This is a genomic window from Planococcus halotolerans (assembly GCF_003289955.1).
Lineage (GTDB): Bacteria > Bacillota > Bacilli > Bacillales_A > Planococcaceae > Planococcus > Planococcus halotolerans.
In genome coordinates this window covers 101,202-121,169 of the sequence record NZ_QLZR01000004.1, presented here as the reverse complement: position 1 = coordinate 121,169, position 19,968 = coordinate 101,202, and the positions used below count along the sequence as shown (strand labels likewise).

Genomic DNA, 19,968 nt, shown 5'->3' with positions numbered 1-19,968 from the left:
TTTTTTCTATTCTTTTTTGCTGATCAACGCCGCTTCGCTTTTGGCGGCATAAATACTTCTGCCAGAATGATGGCTTTTTGCGCTTCATTTTGTGTTAATGGAAAAGGGCTGCGGTTTTCTTCAGGCACCGCTTTCCGAACTGGACGGACCGGCGGGCTTTGATGAGCCGATAACCTGCCGCCAATCTCTGTTGCCTCTACAGGAGTAGCCCGCCGTTCCGGTCTGCGGTTCGTTGGCCGTTGCACAACTTCCCGGGCCACTTCTTTGACCTGCTCCTTTTTATCGGTTTCAGGATTCATCTGTGTCTGGAATTCACCGTACATTTCTTTGGCGTAATCTTCCATCCGTTTAAAGCCGCCCTGGGCACGGCCCCTGGTATTCGGCTGACTATCAGATGAACGTTTAGGCGAAGAGCCGCCTTCTTTCTTTTTACCGCCGAAAAACGCGCTTACCGCCATGAGTATCAATGCGACTATGAGTGGTTCCACGTGACAAACCTCCTCTGTGGATCTTTACTGTTATTCGTCATTTGACTGAGGTGTGCTTGTTTTCGCAATCGAGTCGCGCATGCCCGTATCAGCCTGTACATTTTTATAATTCACATAATCCATAACACCAATGTTGCCTGAACGGAGAGCTTCTGACATTGCAAGCGGCACTTCCGCCTCAGCTTCAACAACTTTCGCTCTCATTTCCACAACTTTCGCTTTCATTTCCTGTTCACTTGCAACAGCCATTGCACGGCGTTCTTCAGCTTTTGCCTGTGCGATTTTCTTATCGGCTTCAGCTTGTTCCGTCTGCAATTCAGCTCCGATGTTTTTGCCGATATCAACATCCGCAATATCAATGGAAAGAATTTCAAATGCTGTACCGGAATCCAGACCTTTACCCAAAACCGTCTGGGAAATCAAATCAGGATTTTCAAGAACTTTTTTGTGGCTGGTGCTTGAACCGAGTGTTGATACGATACCTTCACCAACACGGGCAACGATTGTTTCTTCCCCTGCACCACCGACAAGGCGGTCAATATTGGCGCGCACAGTGATGCGTGCTTTCGCTTTTACTTCGATCCCGTCCATTGCAACACCTGCGATGAATGGTGTTTCGATGACTTTCGGGTTAACTGACATCTGTACAGCTTCCAATACGTCACGGCCTGCAAGGTCAATCGCGGCAGCGCGTTCAAATGGAAGTTCGATATTGGCACGGTGTGCCGCGATCAAGGCATTTACAACGCGGTCTACGTTACCACCTGCAAGATAATGGCTTTCCAGTTGGTTGATCTGTACGGACAAACCTGCTTTTGATGCTTTGATCAGCGGATTGACGATACGCGAAGGGATAACTCTCCGCAATCTCATGCCGATCAATGTGAAGATGCTGACTTTAACGCCTGCAGCAAGTGCAGAAATCCATAATGTTACAGGTACAAATGTGAAGAATATTGCAAGAACGATAATTATGCCGATTATGGCGGCACCTAAACCTATTGCTTCAATTCCCATTTATTCTTCCTCCTCTTTTTTCTCCAGTTCACGTACTACGATGCGTGAACCTTCTACCTTTATAATCTTAACATCTTTTCCGCGGCCTATATAGCGGCCTTCGGAAACTGCATCAATTCTTTCGTCCCCGAAAACTATAGTGCCAGACGGACGTAATTCTGTGGCGGTTACAGCCATCTGCCCGATAAGTTCCGGACGGTTGGCGGTCGATACATAACCGCTTTTTGTGTCAGTGGAATCCGATAAAATGATGCGGTTGAATAATTGAAGTCTCTTTCCAAAGAATTTCACTAATATCACCATCCCTGAAGTTGCTACAATCATTGCGATAAGTACTGCGACAGCTGTAGTCTGAAGATCTCCTCCGGCAAGCAGGATACTGCCCAGCACTGCAGCAATACCAAGAATCCCTGCTACACCACCTGGCACGAAAAATTCAAGGATCATCAGGCCAAGGCCGATGAACAGCAGGATGATTGATTCATATCCCGCCAAACCAGCTACCAGATGCCCGTAGAAGAACAGCATCAATGATGTAAGTCCGATAAATGCCGGAACTCCGATGCCCGGAGTGAATAATTCAAGCAGCAATCCGAGCATGGCAACAGACAAAAGAATTGGTACGACTACCGGATTTGTCAAAAAGCGGGCAAGATTTTCTGAAAATGTTTCATTGATGTAAACCAGTTCACTATTTTCCATGCCTTTCATTTCCAGTAATTCGTCCAGAGATGCTGCAGTCCCTTCCGAATAACCAACTTCTTCCGCTTCTCCTGCACGGAGCGTCAGCAGCTCTCCCTCGCCTGCCCTGTATTCAGGCAGATCAATGGACGCATCCGCCATTGCCAGAGCATACATAGGATCTCTATCCGAACTTTCAGCCGCATTTGCCATGGATGAACGCCAGGCACTGTCGGCTTTATCAGCTGCGGCATTGCCAGCCTGATCGATAACCTGTGCTGCACCCATGCGAGCTGAAGGGTGCATATAGATTTCATCGGCATTCAAGGCAAGAAAAGCGCCTGCAGATAAAGCATCCTGATTAATGTAGGCTATAGTCGGAATTTCGGTGTCCTGCAGCAAGCGGGCAATTCCATCCGCTGCATCAACAAACCCTCCAGGTGTATCAATTTCAAAAATGATGGCACCGGCATTCGCGTCTTCCGCTTCTTCTATACCACGGTCAATGAATGCCTGCAGACCTCTTTCAACTTCCGCTTCCACCGGAATTATGTAAACGGAATGGCTGTCTGCGTGCAATACCGGTATCAACATCAGCAATGCCAGAACAAACAACAATAAAGCAGTAAAGATTTTCATCTTTCTCAAAGAGCTCACCCCTTTACTTCTCCGCTTATTTATATACGTATGAACTTGTAATCGGTTTCAAATTTCCTGCTGATTTAATTATAAATTTAAAATTGTGGAATAGCGAAGATTGCGCTTTGTGACTGCAAAGAAATTGGCGGGCGAAAAAAATTGGTCAAAATATAAAACCGGCTGCACATGTGATGTGCAGCCGGTTTCAGCTGATCGTTCATATTTTTAAAAGTCTCATTTAAAAAGTAAGGGTCAATTAAAATTTACGTTTACGCGCAGCTTCTGATTTTAGTTTGCGTTTCACGCTCGGCTTATCATAATACTCGCGCTTTCTAACCTCTTGCATTGTTCCGGATTTAGAAACAGTGCGTTTGAAGCGGCGAAGAGCATCTTCAATCGATTCGTTTTTACGAACGGTAGTTTTTGTCATCTCTTTTTCCCTCCCTCCGAACACACGTTGAAGCAAATAACAACAAGTGTTATATACCAAAAATTATATCGTATGTTCAAACCTGAGTCAACAGTTAATAATCAGAATCCGATTTCAATCCCTGCATAATCTGTACACCTGAGCTTGCGCCAATGCGGCTCGCCCCTGCATCAATCATACCCTGCACATCTTCAAGGCTTCTTACGCCGCCAGAAGCTTTCACTCCCAGTTCAGAACCGACAGTTTCACGCATCAGCTTAACATCAGCCACTGTAGCGCCGCCAGTTGAGAATCCTGTAGATGTTTTAACGAAATCAGCGCCAGCTTCTTTGGATAGACGTGAAGCCAAAACTTTCTCTTCGTCAGTCAACAGGCTTGCTTCGATGATCACCTTGACAATAGCTTTGCCTTTTGCTGCATCAACGACTGCCTGGATATCATTTTTCACAAGTTCGGAATCACCTGATTTGATCGCGCCGATATTTACAACCATATCGATTTCTTCTGCACCTTTTTCAATCGCGTCTTTTGTTTCAAACGCTTTTGTTTCAGATGTTGAAGCTCCAAGCGGGAATCCGATAACAGTGCAGACTTTCACTTTGCTGTTTTTCAGTTCAGCAGCAGCTGTTTCAACATAAGAAGGGTTTACGCATACAGAAGCAAATTCATATTCAGCCGCTTCCTTGCAAAGTTGAATCACCTGTTCTTTAGTGGATTCTGGTTTCAATAGAGTATGGTCAATATAAGATGCGATGTTTGTCATTAAAATGCTCCATTCTAAAGTAAATTTAGTTAATGATGTCCACGAATGCAATCAGTGCGGACGTGTGTGACTTTATTGAGCGGATTCTGGTGGTGCGCGTTATTATTCGAATTCGTATGACATTGCGGACAACGCATAAAAAGGAGCGGTTTCAGTACGCAGGATGCGTGGCCCCAGCGAAGTGAACAACGCGCCAGCCTTTTTCAGGCTGGAAACTTCATTTTCTGAAATTCCGCCTTCAGGTCCAAAAACAATCAATATCGTACTTTTATCATACAATGTTTTTAAAATATCGGCAAACCGCGCCGGGCTGGATGCCCGCGCTTCCTCCTCATACGCGACGATTACCACGTCAAAAGATTCGGCAGCTGCCAGTATTTGCTTAAAGCTATGGACGTTATGTATTGCCGGGAGGTGCGTCCGATGTGACTGCTCAGCAGCCTCTTTGGCAATTTTCTGCAGCCTGGAAATCTTTTTATCATTCTTGCTTGCATCCCATTTTACAATCGATCTTTCAGCCGCAAAAGGAATCAATGCATACATACCCAGTTCTGTGCATTTCTGCGCAATCAGATCGAGTTTATCGCCTTTTGGCAGGCCGCAGGCGATGGTCACTTTTTTAGGCATTTCCACATTCGCTTCCAGTTCAGCTTCAAGACGCACTTCTATATCCCGCTCTGCAGAAAGGATCGTTGCTTTATATGCCTTTCCTTCCATTACAGCTATCAGCTCTTCACCGGCAGTTTGGCGCATAACTTTGGCGATGTGCTTTGCATCATCGCCAGTTATTTCAGTTATGCGGTTGTCGGGAACTTTGCCTCCAATGAAATATCGTTGCATCGTTGCACCCCGCTCATTCAGGTTTTTTTGAAATGATCGTAACCCAATCTTCCATCATCATAATATCCTCTATCACAAAGCCGGAACCTTCCAAAGCTTCCTTGACATCATTTTTCTTAGCGGAAATAATGCCGGAGGTAATGTAATGGCCCCCTGGTTTTACCACTTTAAAGGCATCATCGGTAAATGACATGATGATCTCCGCCAGGATGTTCGCTACTACAACATCACCAGGCTCATCAATCGTATCGACCAGATTGCCGCCAGCTACAGTCACTCTGTCCTGCACTTTATTGAGTTTGACATTAATGCCCGCAGCTTTGACGGCAATATCGTCTAGATCCAAAGCGTGCACTTCCCGGGCACCAAGTAAAGCTGCGCCAATTGCCAGTACGCCTGAACCGGTTCCGATGTCAATGACCCGTTCCCCGGTTTTCACTGTCTTCTCAAGCGCCTGCAGACTCATGACTGTTGTCGGGTGGGTACCTGTGCCAAACGCCATGCCAGGATCCAATTCAATGATCAATTCGTCGCTGGAGACAGGATTATAGGTTTCCCAGGTCGGCACGATGGTGAAACGCTGGGATATTTTTACCGGATGGTAATATTTTTTCCAGGCAGTTGCCCATTCTTCTTCATTCACTTCGCTGATTGTCACCACGTTGGCTCCGATATTAATGTCGAAAGTGACCAGATTATTGACCGCCAACTTAATCGCTTCTACGGTTTCACCCAAAAAGCTGTTAACCGGCAAATAGGCTTTCAGGATAACACCGTCTTTCGGAAAATCGTCGGCATTAAGTGACCAGATCTCCCCGAATTGATCTTCTCTTTCTTTTGAAAAATCATCCGAATCTTCAATGACGACTCCACTTGCACCAGCTTCGTGCAGGATGTTCGAAACGGATTCAATCGCTTCGTTCGTCGTATGGATGGACAGTTCTGACCATTTCACGTGCAACCAGCTCCTTTAATCGCCTTTGATTGTTCGTTTGATTTTATCGAATAATGAACTTTCCTGTTCTTCTGGAATGTCACCACTGATTTCAGCAAATTCTCTCAACAATTGGCGTTGTTTCTCGCTGAGTTTTGTCGGTGTTTTCACGCGGATGATAACGTGCTGATCTCCGATGCCATAGCCGTGGACATTTTTTACGCCTTTTCCTTTCAGGCGGAATCGTGCACCACTTTGTGTACCAGCCGGAATTTTCAGTTTCACTTTGCCGTGGACCGTCGGCACTTCAATTTCATCGCCAAGTGCTGCCTGCGGATAAGTGAGACCCAATTCCAGATAGATATCATCGCCTTCGCGTTCGAATTCCTTGTGCGGTTTCACGCGGAAAACGACATACAGGTCTCCGGATGGTCCTCCGTTATAACCTGGTCCACCTTGTCCGCTGACGCGCAATTGCTGGCCGTCATCGACACCTGCTGGAATGCTGACTTTGATTTTTTTGACTTTACGTACTTTCCCTGCACCTTTGCAAGTTGTACATTTTTCTTCGATAATCTGACCAGTTCCTTCACAGTGCTGGCAGGCTCTGCGATTTACCATACGGCCGAATGGCGTATCCTGTGTAACATTCAATTGGCCGGTACCTTCGCAATATGGACACGTTTTCTTCTTCGTGCCCGGTTTCGCTCCGGAGCCGTCACATGTATCACAATTTTCTTCTTTCGGAATTTCGACTTCCGTTTCTTTGCCGAACACGGCATCCATAAAATCAATGGTCATGGAATATTGCAGATCGTCGCCTTTACGCGGTGCGTTCGGGTCACGGCGTCTTGTGCCGCCTCCGAAGAATGTGCTGAAGATATCATCAAAACCGAAACCTTCCGCTCCTCCGAATCCACCACCACCGAAGCCCTGGTTCGGATCCTGATGGCCGAATTGATCGTATTGCGCACGTTTCTGCTCATCGCTCAACACTTCATATGCTTCTTTTACTTCCTGGAACTTTTCAGATGCATCCGCTTCTTTATTAATATCCGGATGGAATTGCTTCGACAATTTCCGGTAAGCTTTTTTGATTTCTTCCTTGGATGCTGTTTTGGAAACACCAAGCACCTCATAATAATCTCGCTTATTCATATGTCACTCTCCCTCTAACAATCAACTGTAATTGTACACGGTTAGGTTTGGTGTTGCAAAGACATTGAAAAAGCCAAAGCATGTTGCTTTGCTTTGACTTTTTCGGGTCTTCCTTATTGCTTGTCTTTATCGTCGTTAACTTCTTCGAATTCTGCATCAACGATATCATCGTCTCCGCCTGCTGCGCCTTCTTCTCCGCCAGCTGCCTGTTGCGCTGCTGACGCCTGTTCGTAAGCTTTCATAGCCAAGCCCTGCAGAATTTCGTTCAATTTATCTTTTTTCTCACGGATGTCATCTGTGCTGTCGCTTTCTAGAGCAGCCTTCAATTCATCACGTGCTTCTTCTGCTTGTTTCTTCTCTTCTTCAGTGACCACTTCTCCAAGGTCAGCGATTGTTTTGTCTGTTTGGAAAACAGCTTGGTCAGCTTCGTTGCGAAGTTCTACTTCTTCTTTCACTTTCGCATCCGCCTCAGCGTTTTCTTCCGCTTCTTTGATCATGCGTTCGATTTCATCATCTGACAATGAAGTATTCGACTGGATTGTGATCGTTTGTTCTTTTTGAGTTCCAAGGTCTTTCGCTTTAACACTTACAATACCGTTTTTATCGATGTCGAAAGTAACTTCGATTTGCGGTACACCGCGTGGTGCCGGTGGAATATCAGCCAATTGGAAACGGCCAAGCGTTTTGTTGGCTGCAGCCATCGGGCGTTCACCTTGTAAAACATGGATATCAACAGCTGGCTGATTGTCAGCAGCAGTTGAGAATGTTTGCGATTTCGAAGTCGGGATTGTTGTATTGCGTTCGATCAATTTCGTGAATACGCCGCCCATTGTTTCAATACCAAGCGACAACGGAGTCACGTCAAGAAGAACTACATCTTTAACATCACCAGTCAATACGCCGCCTTGTACAGCTGCACCCATTGCTACAACTTCATCCGGGTTTACGCCTTTATGAGGATCTTTGCCTGTTTCTTTCTTAACAGCTTCCTGAACAGCTGGAATACGGGTAGATCCACCAACAAGGATTACACGGTCAAGTTCAGAAGCAGAAATCCCTGCATCTTTCAACGCCTGGCGAGTAGGTCCCATTGTACGTTCAACCAGTGAAGAAGTAAGCTCGTCGAATTTCGCGCGGCTCATTGTCACTTCAAGGTGAAGAGGGCCAGATTCGCCGGCAGTGATAAATGGCAATGAAATCTGTGTTGAAGATACGCCGGAAAGATCTTTTTTCGCTTTTTCAGCTGCATCTTTCAAACGTTGAGTCGCCATTTTATCTTTTGAAAGGTCGATGCCATTATCTTTTTTGAATTCCTGTACAAGATAATCGATGATCACTTTATCGAAATCATCGCCGCCAAGACGATTGTCGCCGGCAGTCGATTTCACTTCGAATACGCCATCGCCAAGCTCAAGGATAGATACGTCAAACGTACCGCCGCCAAGGTCATAAACAAGGATTGTTTCATCAGTTTCCATTTTATCCAAACCGTATGCAAGTGCTGCTGCAGTCGGTTCGTTGATGATGCGTTCCACTTCAAGACCGGCAATACGGCCAGCATCTTTAGTAGCCTGACGTTCAGCATCGTTAAAGTAAGCCGGTACAGTAATTACCGCTCTTGATACTTTTTCGCCCAGGTATTCTTCAGCATAGCCTTTGATATATTGAAGGATCATTGCTGAAACTTCCTGAGGCGTATATTCTTTATCTTCAGCCGTTACTTTTTCCTGCGTACCCATTAAACGTTTAACAGACTGGATTGTATTCGGATTCGTGATTGATTGGCGTTTTGCTACTTCACCGACCTGGCGCTCACCGTTTTTGAAAGCTACAACAGATGGTGTCGTACGGTTGCCTTCCGGATTCGGAATAATCTTCGGTTCGCCGCCCTCAAGAACTGCGACTGCTGAATTTGTTGTTCCTAAGTCAATACCAATAATTTTACTCATTTGAATTCCTCCATTTAACTATTATTCGTTTACTTTAACCATTGCCGGACGAAGGACTCTGCCTTTAAGGGTATACCCCTTCTGCAATTCCTGTAACACTGTGCCCGGTTCTGCATCTTCATCTTTTTCCTGCATCACTGCCTGATGGAAATTCGGATCGAATGGCTCTCCGACAGCTTTTATTTCTTCCAGCCCTTCGCGTTTTACCGCTTCAAGCAAGGATTTTTGAACCATTTCAACGCCTTTCATAATTGAAACAGCGTCTTCGCTTTTGGCTTCAACGGCCAATGCGCGTTCAAAATTATCCAATACCGGAAGAAGGTCAGTCAGCAGGGATTGCGAGCGGAATTTAGCTGAAATCTCTCTGTCTTTCTGTGTACGGCGTTTGAAATTGTCGTAATCCGCCAATAAACGCAGGTATTTGTTTTGTTCAGCTTCCAGCTCATCTTTCAGCATCGAAACTTCATCTTTTCCTTCTTCATTGATTTCATCTTCCTGGCTGTTTTCAGCCCCTTCAGACTCTTCCTTCAATGAAACGGTTGTCTTTTCGGCATTTTCATCCGACTGCTTGCCAGTTGGCGTTTCTTCGATGTCTGCTGCAGTTTCTTCCTCATTTGCTAGAGGTTTTTTTTCATTAGACAAAATGATGTTCCTCCTTTAATTCCGGAATATTCGATTTAGCTCTTTGGAGAGGTCGCCGCTCAATGTATCGAGCAACGACACAATTCTCTTATAGTCCATCCTTTTCGGCCCTATGATTGCAATCGAGCCTGTCTGTTCCTCGCCAATGTCATAGGACACGGTGATAACGGAACAATCTTCCATGGCTGTCAGCGCATTTTCGGAACCGATGCGGATATGGAGTCCCTGGTTGCCGACTGGAATGATCATCGGAATATGTTCTGATTCTTCCATGACATCCATTAAACTCCTGATCTTGTGAAGATCGTGGAAGTCCGGTTGATTCAGGATATTCAGCTTACCGCCATAATAGACATTTTTTTCCCGCGGAAGTATAACCGCTTGCCGGAAAGTGGAAAACAACTCACCATAACGTTCCATATGCTGTTTCATGATCATCATTGTTTCCTGCTCCAGCCGTGTATGAAGGTCATTGAGTGAGACACCGATCAGGCGTTCATTCAGTATATTGACCATCTTTTCAATCTCAGAAGGATTGAGCCCTTCGGGAATCGGGAAAACCCGGTTCTCGACATGGCCTGAATCCGTCACAATGATTGCGACTGCAGAATTGGATGTAAGAGGCACAATCGATAATTTCTTGACGATATGCCTGCGGACATCCGGTCCAAGCAGAATTGATGTGTAATTTGTCAGCTCCGATAAAATCATTGCAGACCGTTTGATCACTTCTTCAGTCTCGCTGATTTTATCTTCGAATATGGAACGCAATTGGATGATATCTTCTTTCGGAAGCGGACGCGGAGTCAGTAAATGGTCCACGTAATAGCGATAGCCTCTTTCCGATGGAATCCTGCCGGAAGATGTATGGGTCTTCTCCAGAAAACCCATCCCTTCCAGATCCGCCATTTCATTCCGGATGGTTGCCGAACTGAAAGTGATTCCGGATTTTTTGGCTAATTGGTTTGATCCTACCGGCTGAGCTGATTGAATATAATCATCCACCGTCACTTTTAAAATGAGCAGTTGCCGTTCTGTTAACATGATCATCACCTCTGTTAGCACTCTTATAGGGCGAGTGCTAAGACTACACTAAAATTACCAAATTCCTTTTGCCTTGTCAACGATTGCGCATCTATCTAGCTTAAATTAAATATTTAGCTTTGATACACCGCTTCGTCGCTTTGGACAAGCCTCACGCAATAAGCCGAGAAGAGCACTCGTCTTATTGCTCCGGCCAGTCCTGCGGCGCACCTTCGCTGGGGTCCACTTCTGGACATGACAGGAAGTTAAGAGGACTTAGGAACAAGAGTTGTGCTGCAAGCCACTCGGGCGAATGCCCGAGTTAAAAAAGTGTTATCCATGTTGAACAAAACAAATAATGTTTTATATTCTGATTTATTCTTAAGAGAAACTTCTATAGATATGGAGCAGAACAGCGAAGACGCCCTGGGGAACAGAAACGCAGTTGGCTTTCCAACTGTGTTTCGAGCGAAGTGTTGAGATCCACTCGGGCGAAGTGCAGCGAGCCCGAGTTAGCTCAACGCAAGCCAAGAGTTGGCCGTAGCTAGCAAGGCCGGCTTTTTGCGACGAAGCTAGCGCAGCGATGCAGGAGCACGGGTTTCGGCAAGCCCAGCTGTTTTGCGGAATATCGGTTCCTAGAAATTATTAATTCATCTTCTCTACTTTTTTATGCCAGCAAAAATTGCTCGAATACATTGTTGCCGATGAAACGGCCCTTATGCGTCAATTTGACCCTGCCGTTTTCAATTGCCAAATTCTCGCTGTCGATTTCTTTCTTCAGGATATCGCCGTAAATAGCTTCCATCCCGATTCCGAATTTCGTTTCGAAGTGTTCGAGCGACACGCCGGCAGTTTTGCGGAGTCCAAGGAACATCTCTTCTTCCATCTGCTCTTTCTTCGGAACTTCATGTGAATTTAAAATCGGACGTTCATCCGTTTCCAACGGCTCCATATACTTTTTCAAAGGACCGTGGTTCGAATAGCGGATGCCCTGGACATATCCATGCGCTCCCGCTCCTGCTCCGATATATTCTTCATTGTCCCAGTACAGAAGGTTATGGTGTGATTCCATTCCTTCACGGGCAAAGTTCGAAATTTCATATTGCAATAAACCGCGCTGATTCATTTCAGTCATCAGCTTTTGGTACATATCGGCTTCGAGGTCTTCCGTCACCGTATTCAGTTTCCCTTTGGTCATGAGATTATAGAAGACGGTTTTCGGTTCGATAATCAATGAGTAGGCCGAGAAATGTGGAAGGTCGAACGCAAATGCCTGCTCAAGCGTATCTTCCCATTGTTTCATCGTCTGTCCGGGCAAACCGTACATCAGATCAAAACTGATATTCGTAAAGCCGACCTTGCGGGCATCTTCGACGGCTCTCGCAACATCGTTATTGCTGTGTGTGCGCCCCAGCCGCTTCAATAGATCTTCATCGAATGACTGGACACCCATGCTCAGGCGGTTGACGCCGCCCTTAAAAAGCACCTGCATTTTTTCATACGTCAATTCATCAGGATTTGCTTCCGAGGTCCATTCGACGTCATTCGTCATCGGTACATATTCGTGAATATACCCCAGCAATTTTTCCAATTGGCGCGGATCCAGTGAAGTCGGTGTACCGCCGCCGAGAAAAATTGTTTCCAGCGGCTGCTCGAGTGCTCCCTGCTGTTTCCAGAGGGACAATTCCTTCCCGAGTGAATCGATATAGGCATCGACCGGCTGGTCTTTGAAAAAGACTTTATTGAAATCACAGTAAAAACAGATCTGGTGGCAGAATGGAATATGGATATACAATCCCTTTACCATGTTATTCCTCTTTTCTAATAGGAAAAGGAGGCTGAAAACACCGCCTCCTTTTTTCGTTTATTTTGATTGGTCGTCCATTTTTAAAATTGCCATGAAAGCTTCCTGCGGCACTTCAACATTACCGACTTGCTTCATGCGCTTCTTACCTTCTTTTTGTTTATCAAGCAATTTACGCTTCCGAGAAATGTCACCGCCGTAGCATTTCGCCAGTACGTTCTTGCGCATCGCACTGATCGTTTGGCGAGCGACAATCTTCTGGCCGATTGCAGCCTGGATCGGCACTTCAAATTGCTGTCTAGGAATAAGGTTTTTTAACTTGTCGACTATTACTTTTCCACGTTCGTATGCAAATTCACTATGGACAATAAAGCTCAAAGCATCCACTTGCTCAGAATTCAATAGGATATCCATCTTCACAAGTTTCGATTCTTTATAGCCGATCAATTCATAGTCGAACGAAGCATAACCTTTTGTTCCGGACTTTAATTGATCGAAGAAATCGTAGACGATTTCAGCAAGCGGCAATTCATAAATGATGCTGACGCGTGAATTATCCAAATAATCCATCGTCAAGAAATTTCCACGTTTTTTCTGGCAGATTTCCATTACAGCTCCGACGTAATCATTCGGTACCATGATTGTCGCTTTTACATAAGGCTCTTCTACGTAATTGATTTTTTGTGAATCCGGCATCATTGCAGGGTTATCAATCTTCAGGATTTGTTGATCTGTCATATGGACATTGTAGATAACACTTGGTGCAGTAGTGATCAGGTCGATATTAAACTCGCGTTCAATCCGCTCCTGAATAATTTCCATATGCAATAAACCAAGGAAACCACAGCGATAGCCAAAGCCAAGCGCCTGTGAAGATTCCGGTTCAAACTGAAGTGCCGCGTCATTCAATTCCAATTTCTCAAGTGCATCACGCAAATCATTGTATTTCGATGTATCGATCGGATAAAGTCCGCAATAAACCATTGGGTTCAAGCGTCGGTATCCCGGCAATGCTTCCGCTGCCGGTTTTCTTGCATGAGTGATGGTATCACCCACCGGTGCGTCACCCACATTTTTGATGGCGGCCGTCAGGAATCCTACATCACCGACCGTCAATTCTTCACGGAGCGTTGCTCTTGGTGTAAATACACCAGCTTCAATAACTTCGAACTCTTTGTCGCTGGACATCATTTTGATCTTGTCTCCAGGCTTCACTGTTCCTTCGACGATTCTTACATAGGAAACGATTCCACGGTAAGGATCATAAAGGGAATCGAAAATCATCGCTTTTAAAGGCGCACTCGGGTCCCCTGTCGGAGCCGGCACTTTTTCAACGATCTGTTCAAGGATCTCTTCAATTCCGATACCTGCCTTCGCTGAGGCAAGGACAGCTTCTGATGCATCAAGACCGATAACCTCTTCCACTTCCTGGCGCACACGCTCAGGATCTGCAGCAGGCAAATCGATTTTATTGATGACAGGCAAAATCTCAAGGTCATTGTCCAAGGCTAAATAAACATTCGCCAACGTCTGGGCTTCTATGCCCTGTGCAGCATCAACGACCAATACGGCGCCTTCACAGGCAGCAAGGCTGCGTGAGACTTCGTAAGTGAAATCGACGTGCCCTGGTGTGTCGATCAAATGCATGATATAAGTTTCGCCGTCTTTTGCTGTGTAATTCAATTGGACAGCGTTTAATTTGATGGTAATGCCGCGTTCACGTTCCAAATCCATGGAATCAAGCAGCTGCTCTTTCATTTCCCTGGCAGTAAGGGCATTTGTTCTTTCCAGTATGCGGTCGGCAAGCGTAGATTTCCCGTGATCGATATGGGCAATGATCGAAAAATTACGTATTTTGCTTTGACGCGCTAATCTCTGTTCTTGGTTCATGGTCCACACTCCTATACAAACTACTATGAATTATAGCAGTACCACGGCTAATGGGCAATGAAAGCACCGGAAATGATTTCTGTGTCAAGGAAAACTTCTTTGCACGTATCTATTGCATTCCGTTCCCCGGTTTGATAAAATAACTCATGTTGTATAGAGACATAAAAGAGTTGAGGTGTTTCCGCCTCTTTCCCTATTTGTCTAGGAGGTGAAAGATATGCCAAACATTAAATCTGCGATCAAACGTGTGAGAACGAACGAGTCTAAAAACGCTCAAAACACGCAAGCTAAATCAGCAATGCGTTCATCTTTGAAAAAAGCTGAGCAAGCTTTGTCAAACAATGACGAAAACGCAAACGCAACGGTTAAAGCTGCGATTAAACAAGTGGAAAAAGCGGCTTCAAAAGGCTTAATCCATAGAAATACTGCAGCCCGCCAAAAATCTCGCTTGATGAAACAAGCGTAAAAATGTGAAAAGCCGGTTCCTTTATAGGAGCCGGCTTTTTTTCTTTGATTTTTTTGATTCAGCTGTTCTTGGCTCCGCGTTTCATCAAGAAGAATTCCAGTACGCGTTCACGGTTGCCGCTTACGGTTTTTAATTGAAGATCGATATCAGCCAGGTCGCCCAATACTTCCAGCAGGCGCTGTTCGGAAATTTGCTGGCGCTTTTCGACGAGCAGTTTCACTCTGTACGGATGTGCTTTTAACTGTTTGGAGATTTGCTGGGCATGGTAGCCCTTCTTCTGGAGATAATAGACATGCACCATGAAACGGATTTGCGAAGCCAACAGCGCTGCAAGTGCAACAGGCTCCTCTTTCTGCCTGAGGAGATCGTAGTAGACGCTGAGCGCTGTGCTGATATTGCCATCCAGATAGGCCTGCAGCATTTTGAAGGCATCCTGTTCCAATGTGCGGGCAGTCATCTGCTCGACCAATTCTTCCGTAATCTCCCCATCCGCCCCTAGGTAAAGTGACATCTTTTCAACTTCAGAAGACAGCAAAGTAAGATTAGTGCCGGCCATTTCCACCAATTTGCGGACAGCGTTCCGGCTGATTTCCTTGCCGAACGATTTTGCTTCGTGCGCCAGCCAGGATTCCAGATCATTTGCCTGAAGTGATTTTGCCTCCACTACTACAGCATGCTGCTTCATGAGCTTGACCACTTTTTTCCGTTCGTCCAGTTTTTCGTATGGTGCCACAAAAACGGTTACGGAACTGGAAGGTGGATTTTCGAGCCATGCCTCAAGAACTTTCATGTCATGATTTATTTTTTCTTTCCCGCGTTCAGCGGCTTTTAAAAAAGAGGCATTTTTCGCGATGATCAGTTTGCGGTCACTGAAGAACGGAATCGTGTCCGCTTCATCGATGGCGTGATCGACCGGCACTTCATCCATATCAAAGAATGACAGCTCCAATTCTCCCGCTTGAGTCAGGCTGGACTTCAGCAAGTCCAGTGTTTTTTCAATAAAATAACTTTCTGTGCCTATAATAAGATAAACAGGGTCAATTTGACCGCTGCGTATCGATTTCCAAATTGAAGTGATCATATTTCCGCCTCCTCCCTCTACTATATCGGATTTTGTGTGATTTGTGGGATTTGTCTTTTCTGTGACGACACATGAAATTCGGCTGTTAAATAAAGTTCTATGTGGATTTTTCAGATGCAGTAGCTTATAATTAGAGGGAATTAGGAGGGATAGCCATGAATGAATTTGAAAATAATGTACAATCGAAACGTAACGACGCAATCGATGCCGGTATGGGATTTGTGGTATCATTCGTGTTCTTCGCAGCTATCTTTATCATCGCTGCAGTCGTACAATACGTAGCATTGTAGTAAAGAAAAGCGTAAGCGCCCGTTTAGATTCGAAAGGCATAAGACAATCTGGCGAAGCGGCATGTTTTCAGCCGCACAGCCAGATGGGCTTACGACCCGAGAATCTGGGCGCTGGAGTCTGGACAGGGATACTTTCTTTTTTAAGAGCCTTAAGACTAAAAAAGTTATACTTTCTTATCCATTCAAAAGGTTCCGGCTATCCAGCCGGAGCCTTTTTTCGTTTCACCGGTTAAACAAATTCACCTCCCGCTCCGATTACTCCATCGTCGATATACTATACCCACCATTTTGAAAGACGATTTTAATTGTGCCGACATCAGCCGTATTAAGTGTAGGCAAAGAGAGGGTGTCAAACCTTTCTTTAACTTCTTGTGCGGGATGGCCGTACCTATTGTCTTCGCCTGTGGAGAATATTGAAAGTTCCGGATCCAGCCTGGACAAGAAATTTTCACCACTGGAAGTCTTGCTGCCGTGGTGTCCCACTTTCAAAATCGTCGTATCTTCCAGCAAATCACCGTAGTTCTTGAGAATTTCATTTTCACCGTCAACTTCAAGGTCCCCCGTAAACAGCACTTTAAATTCTTCGTACTCCATCAGCAACACCAAAGAATCATTGTTTCCGGTATATTCAGTATCGGACGGACTTAGATAAGTGAATGTCGTATTTTTATTGCTCCAGACACTGCCGCGTCCTGGCAAGCGAATTTTCACGTCGCCCAATTCTTTCCCGAGACCAATTGCCAGATCCGTCTTTTGTGTACCTGGCGACATATGGAGTTCTGCCACATCGAACATCTGAAGAATTTCATCTGCCCCTTCTGCATGATCAGCATCGGGATGAGACAGGATCAAAGCATCGATTTGGGATATGCCGTTGCCTTGCAGATAAGGTGCAACCACCTGCCGTCCAATTTCAAAAGGGCGGCTTCGGTCACTGAAGCCTTCCCTGCCGAACCGCAGCACTCCTCCTGTATCAATCAGATAAACCCCTCGCCTATGGGGCAGCTCGATCAATGCACTGTCCCCCTGTCCAACATCTATGAAAGTCACACGAAGCGCCCCGTCCAAAAACGGCATGAATGTAAAAACAATCGGCGGCAAAATACCGATGCCGAATTTCCACCACCGGAATCCTTTTTCCGCCAAACTGTAAAAAAGAATGATAGCGGCGACCATTACGGCAAACATATAGCCATCCGGCCTCCCGGGTATCCACATCTGGTTCGGCCATTCCGCCAGCCAGGCTGTCCAGTGCTCAAGAAAGTTCCGGAACGGTTCGTAAAAATAAAACAGGAAATCAGCTGCAGGCTGAAACAGTAAAGTCAGCAGCAACAGCAAAATATTAATTGGTAAAATCAACAAGGTATACAACGGAACAAACAGGCTGTTCACTAAAAACGACGAAAGTGACAATCCATAAAAATGAACCAGCAGAATGGGATAAAGAGTGAATTGTGACAAGAAGGTAATTATCAGCCCCTGCTTTATCGGCGACTTGGCGGATTCCAGGAATCTCATCGAATAGATGATGCCAAAACTTGCGCCATATGACAGCTGGAAACCAATTTTATAGATGACATACGGATCAACAACGATAAAGAAGATGAAACTCAACAGCAGAATATAGGCTATGGAAAGACGAATTTTGAAAAGGCGAAATACCAGCACTGCTGCAGTCATACTGACAGCCCGCCAGACAGATGGCGCCCCGCCTGCCAATAATGCGTAAAAAGGCAGAATAACCAGCAGCATAATCAGCGCATCTTCTTTTCTGATTCCAAGTCGTATCATCAGAAAATACATCAAGCCGCTAATAATTCCGACATGCAGTCCGGATATTGCAAAAAGATGGGAAATGCCGAGTGTCTGTTGTATTCTTTGCTGTTCGGTGCTGAGTGTCTCCCTTTCACCGATTAATAATGCTTCTGCTTCCGCTTGTAAACTTTCCGGAAAACGTTGCCGAATATGCTCCTTCAGCTTTTGCCTCCGTTCTGACATAGCCGCAAAAAATCCAGTCGCATCTTTTTGATAATCCAGTTTTTCAATAGTTAATGCAGCGGAAGCTCCATTGCTTTTCAAGTATCGGGCCATATCGAATGCATACTCGTGAGATGGTAATTTCGGTTCCTCAAAAACTCCCGAAATACTGAACACTGAATTATGGATCAAATCCTTTTTCTCCAGCTTTTCGTCCGGTGTACCGAACCGGTAATTGGCATAGACGATGCCGCCATCTTCAAGCACAAGAAAGCCCCTGACCGTATCGCCGTCAACTTTATAGCCTTCTTTAAACGAGGCCGTTCCCGAGTAAGCCCCGGAGTAGGCCGGCATATCAGCATGCCGTTCATCCTGCAGGATATAGGTTAAACCCGCTGTAATCAACAAAATAAATATAAAAGAAATGCTTTCCTTTTTCCACGCCATCCATAAAAAAAGCAGCGCCATGAACACTAGAATTTCCGGTGTTTCATGCGCTGCTATTGTAACTATTGCCATTGCTGCGGCAAAATAGATGATGCTATTGCGGCTCAGACTTCGATTTCTTCTCCGAATAATTCCTTCACCCGTTCATTATAATGGGCCAATTCTTCATCACTGCCGCCTTTTTCTTTCAATTTGCCGATCAGTTCCATATAAAGTGCCGCTTTTTCAACACTCAAGAAATCGATTTGCCGTTCGTCAAATATGACCTGGACCACTTCCACTCCTGCCTGTTCCAATAATTCAATGGCATATTCATGGTTTTTGTAATCCGCTGAATAATAAAGACGGGAAATTCCTGCCTGAATAATTGATTTTGTGCATTGCAGACAAGGAAAGTGGCTGACATATATATCTGCACCGCTGACACTCACACCGTATTTCGAGCACTGCAGCAATGCGTTCATCTCTGCATGTATCGTCCGGACACAATGGCCGTCAACGACATAACAGCCTTTATCGATGCAATGGTCACCACCGGAAATTGAACCGTTATAGCCTCCTGCAATGATCCGGCGATCGCGGACAATGGTTGCTCCTACAGCCAGCCGGGTGCATGTGCTCCGTAACGCAAGCAAATGGCTTTGCGCCATGAAAAATTGATCCCAAGTTATTCGCTTCATTTAATTGCCCCCTGCTTTTTACTGTTAGTTTAAGTTTAGCAGAGGTGTTAAGTTCGTCAACAATCAGTTTATCGAAATCGAATCTTTCAATTGTTCAAAAGTTTTATCACCGATGCCGGTGACATCCTTTAGCGCATCAATAGTCGCAAAAGGTCCTTGCTCTTCCCGGTATGCGATGATTGCAGCAGCTTTTGACGGTCCGATTCCCGGCAAAGTTGCGAGCCCGGCTTCATCCGCCGTGTTGATATTAATCAGGCCGCCGCCCGACGGACCAGCAGCTGATGGGACGGGCGATTCAATTACAGGCGGCGATATGACTGTTTCACCGATTTCCGGCACATAGACGCTCATTTCATCTGTCAATTTCATAGCCATATTGAGCGACAAAGCATCTGCTTCCGGAAGAAAGCCGCCGGCAAGATCAATCGCCATGTGCAGGCGGGATTCTGCCGGCAATTCAAATACACCCGGTTTTTGGACATGTCCCTTTATCTCGATAAGGATATTTACCGGCTCGGTTTCTTTCATTGTTTCAGTTTCGTTGTTTAAGGTTGGAGTTTCACTCAGCTGAGGGGATTCAGCTTCTATCAGATCGGATGGCGCCGCAATAATCTCTTCGGATTCGCCACGGGGAAACAAAACATAAAGTGCCAGCATGATTAGGACGGCTGCGGGGATCAGCAGTCTGCTGTATTTACTGAAAATCTGTTGGAAATTCAGTTTGCATCCCTCTTTCCAGCGAGAGCAATTAAATGGAAGCTGTCTGAAT

The 19,968-nt window shown here is 45.5% G+C and carries 19 protein-coding genes; 2 read left to right on the top strand and 17 right to left on the bottom strand.

Annotated features, from left to right (window positions below; translation table 11 throughout):
- Nucleotides 1-23: 23 nt before the first annotated feature.
- From DP120_RS11410 to lepA, 13 genes are all read right to left on the bottom strand, one after another.
- On the bottom strand, nt 24-488 hold the full coding sequence (locus DP120_RS11410) for a hypothetical protein (protein ID WP_112223806.1): 465 nt from the start codon (nt 486-488) through the stop codon (nt 24-26).
- A gap of 30 nt (nt 489-518) precedes the next feature.
- The gene (floA, locus tag DP120_RS11405) at nt 519-1,505 is read right to left on the bottom strand and encodes a flotillin-like protein FloA (protein WP_112223805.1); all 987 of its coding nucleotides are present in this window, start codon (nt 1,503-1,505) and stop codon (nt 519-521) included.
- Nucleotides 1,506-2,834: an NfeD family protein gene (locus tag DP120_RS11400; RefSeq protein WP_112223804.1), complete on the bottom strand. Its 1,329-nt coding sequence runs from the start codon at nt 2,832-2,834 to the stop codon at nt 1,506-1,508. It lies immediately after the preceding gene.
- 247 nt (nt 2,835-3,081) lie between these two features.
- A complete protein-coding gene (rpsU, locus tag DP120_RS11395; RefSeq protein WP_008431605.1) occupies nt 3,082-3,255 on the bottom strand; it encodes a 30S ribosomal protein S21 in 174 nt (57 codons plus the stop codon).
- Between the two features lie 94 nt (nt 3,256-3,349).
- Entirely contained in the window at nt 3,350-4,018 is a 669-nt protein-coding gene (gene deoC, locus DP120_RS11390; RefSeq protein ID WP_112223803.1) for a deoxyribose-phosphate aldolase, read from the bottom strand.
- A 102-nt stretch (nt 4,019-4,120) separates the two neighbouring features.
- Nucleotides 4,121-4,858, bottom strand: a complete 738-nt coding sequence (locus DP120_RS11385) for a 16S rRNA (uracil(1498)-N(3))-methyltransferase (RefSeq protein WP_112223802.1) — start codon at nt 4,856-4,858, stop codon at nt 4,121-4,123.
- Between the two features lie 13 nt (nt 4,859-4,871).
- Complete coding sequence (gene prmA / locus DP120_RS11380) at nt 4,872-5,813, bottom strand: 50S ribosomal protein L11 methyltransferase (RefSeq protein WP_112223801.1); 942 nt, start codon at nt 5,811-5,813, stop codon at nt 4,872-4,874.
- Between the two features lie 15 nt (nt 5,814-5,828).
- Nucleotides 5,829-6,950, bottom strand: coding sequence for a molecular chaperone DnaJ (gene dnaJ, locus DP120_RS11375; RefSeq protein ID WP_112223800.1), 1,122 nt, complete (start codon nt 6,948-6,950; stop codon nt 5,829-5,831).
- A gap of 113 nt (nt 6,951-7,063) precedes the next feature.
- Nucleotides 7,064-8,899 carry a molecular chaperone DnaK gene (dnaK, locus tag DP120_RS11370; protein WP_112223799.1) on the bottom strand — a complete coding sequence of 612 codons (1,836 nt, stop codon included), beginning with the start codon at nt 8,897-8,899 and terminating at the stop codon, nt 7,064-7,066.
- A gap of 21 nt (nt 8,900-8,920) precedes the next feature.
- Nucleotides 8,921-9,541 (bottom strand): nucleotide exchange factor GrpE, encoded by a 621-nt coding sequence (gene grpE, locus DP120_RS11365; RefSeq protein ID WP_112223798.1) that lies wholly within the window; start codon nt 9,539-9,541, stop codon nt 8,921-8,923.
- 15 nt (nt 9,542-9,556) lie between these two features.
- Nucleotides 9,557-10,585, bottom strand: coding sequence for a heat-inducible transcriptional repressor HrcA (gene hrcA / locus DP120_RS11360; RefSeq protein ID WP_112223797.1), 1,029 nt, complete (start codon nt 10,583-10,585; stop codon nt 9,557-9,559).
- A 646-nt stretch (nt 10,586-11,231) separates the two neighbouring features.
- Nucleotides 11,232-12,371, bottom strand: coding sequence for a radical SAM family heme chaperone HemW (gene hemW / locus DP120_RS11355; protein ID WP_112223796.1), 1,140 nt, complete (start codon nt 12,369-12,371; stop codon nt 11,232-11,234).
- Nucleotides 12,372-12,428: 57 nt separating this feature from the next.
- Nucleotides 12,429-14,258, bottom strand: a complete 1,830-nt coding sequence (gene lepA, locus DP120_RS11350) for a translation elongation factor 4 (RefSeq protein WP_112223795.1) — start codon at nt 14,256-14,258, stop codon at nt 12,429-12,431.
- A gap of 217 nt (nt 14,259-14,475) precedes the next feature.
- Here lepA and rpsT point away from each other — a divergent pair, with 217 nt between their 5' ends.
- Nucleotides 14,476-14,724, top strand: a complete 249-nt coding sequence (gene rpsT, locus DP120_RS11345; protein WP_112223794.1) for a 30S ribosomal protein S20 — start codon at nt 14,476-14,478, stop codon at nt 14,722-14,724.
- Between the two features lie 58 nt (nt 14,725-14,782).
- Here the strand turns inward: rpsT and holA are convergent, their stop codons facing one another.
- Nucleotides 14,783-15,805 (bottom strand): DNA polymerase III subunit delta, encoded by a 1,023-nt coding sequence (gene holA / locus DP120_RS11340; RefSeq protein ID WP_112223793.1) that lies wholly within the window; start codon nt 15,803-15,805, stop codon nt 14,783-14,785.
- Between the two features lie 155 nt (nt 15,806-15,960).
- On the opposite strand from holA, the gene DP120_RS11335 reads away from it, so the two are divergent.
- Nucleotides 15,961-16,095, top strand: coding sequence for a YqzM family protein (locus DP120_RS11335; protein WP_084246179.1), 135 nt, complete (start codon nt 15,961-15,963; stop codon nt 16,093-16,095).
- Between the two features lie 255 nt (nt 16,096-16,350).
- On the opposite strand, the gene DP120_RS11330 is transcribed toward DP120_RS11335, so the two are convergent.
- The 3 genes from DP120_RS11330 to DP120_RS11320 form a co-directional block, all read right to left on the bottom strand.
- On the bottom strand, nt 16,351-18,591 hold the full coding sequence (locus tag DP120_RS11330; RefSeq protein ID WP_233785912.1) for a DNA internalization-related competence protein ComEC/Rec2: 2,241 nt from the start codon (nt 18,589-18,591) through the stop codon (nt 16,351-16,353).
- Nucleotides 18,592-18,623: 32 nt separating this feature from the next.
- On the bottom strand, nt 18,624-19,199 hold the full coding sequence (locus DP120_RS11325; protein ID WP_112223791.1) for a ComE operon protein 2: 576 nt from the start codon (nt 19,197-19,199) through the stop codon (nt 18,624-18,626).
- Between the two features lie 63 nt (nt 19,200-19,262).
- The gene (locus DP120_RS11320) at nt 19,263-19,856 is read right to left on the bottom strand and encodes a helix-hairpin-helix domain-containing protein (RefSeq protein WP_112223790.1); all 594 of its coding nucleotides are present in this window, start codon (nt 19,854-19,856) and stop codon (nt 19,263-19,265) included.
- Between the last annotated feature and the right edge of the window lie 112 nt (nt 19,857-19,968).

What these genes read in the sequence shown, in the direction of transcription:
- DP120_RS11335 (WP_084246179.1), top strand. Translation starts at nt 15,961, where the DNA reads ATGAATGAATTTGAAAATAATGTACAATCGAAACGTAACGACGCAATC.
- floA (WP_112223805.1), bottom strand. Translation starts at nt 1,505, where the DNA reads ATGGGAATTGAAGCAATAGGTTTAGGTGCCGCCATAATCGGCATAATT.
- DP120_RS11325 (WP_112223791.1), bottom strand. Translation starts at nt 19,199, where the DNA reads ATGAAGCGAATAACTTGGGATCAATTTTTCATGGCGCAAAGCCATTTG.
- rpsU (WP_008431605.1), bottom strand. Translation starts at nt 3,255, where the DNA reads ATGACAAAAACTACCGTTCGTAAAAACGAATCGATTGAAGATGCTCTT.
- DP120_RS11320 (WP_112223790.1), bottom strand. Translation starts at nt 19,856, where the DNA reads ATGCTGGCACTTTATGTTTTGTTTCCCCGTGGCGAATCCGAAGAGATT.
- DP120_RS11385 (WP_112223802.1), bottom strand. Translation starts at nt 4,858, where the DNA reads ATGCAACGATATTTCATTGGAGGCAAAGTTCCCGACAACCGCATAACT.
- dnaK (WP_112223799.1), bottom strand. Translation starts at nt 8,899, where the DNA reads ATGAGTAAAATTATTGGTATTGACTTAGGAACAACAAATTCAGCAGTC.
- DP120_RS11330 (WP_233785912.1), bottom strand. Translation starts at nt 18,591, where the DNA reads ATGGCAATAGTTACAATAGCAGCGCATGAAACACCGGAAATTCTAGTG.
- holA (WP_112223793.1), bottom strand. Translation starts at nt 15,805, where the DNA reads ATGATCACTTCAATTTGGAAATCGATACGCAGCGGTCAAATTGACCCT.
- lepA (WP_112223795.1), bottom strand. Translation starts at nt 14,258, where the DNA reads ATGAACCAAGAACAGAGATTAGCGCGTCAAAGCAAAATACGTAATTTT.
- hemW (WP_112223796.1), bottom strand. Translation starts at nt 12,371, where the DNA reads ATGGTAAAGGGATTGTATATCCATATTCCATTCTGCCACCAGATCTGT.
- deoC (WP_112223803.1), bottom strand. Translation starts at nt 4,018, where the DNA reads ATGACAAACATCGCATCTTATATTGACCATACTCTATTGAAACCAGAA.
- dnaJ (WP_112223800.1), bottom strand. Translation starts at nt 6,950, where the DNA reads ATGAATAAGCGAGATTATTATGAGGTGCTTGGTGTTTCCAAAACAGCA.
- hrcA (WP_112223797.1), bottom strand. Translation starts at nt 10,585, where the DNA reads ATGTTAACAGAACGGCAACTGCTCATTTTAAAAGTGACGGTGGATGAT.
- rpsT (WP_112223794.1), top strand. Translation starts at nt 14,476, where the DNA reads ATGCCAAACATTAAATCTGCGATCAAACGTGTGAGAACGAACGAGTCT.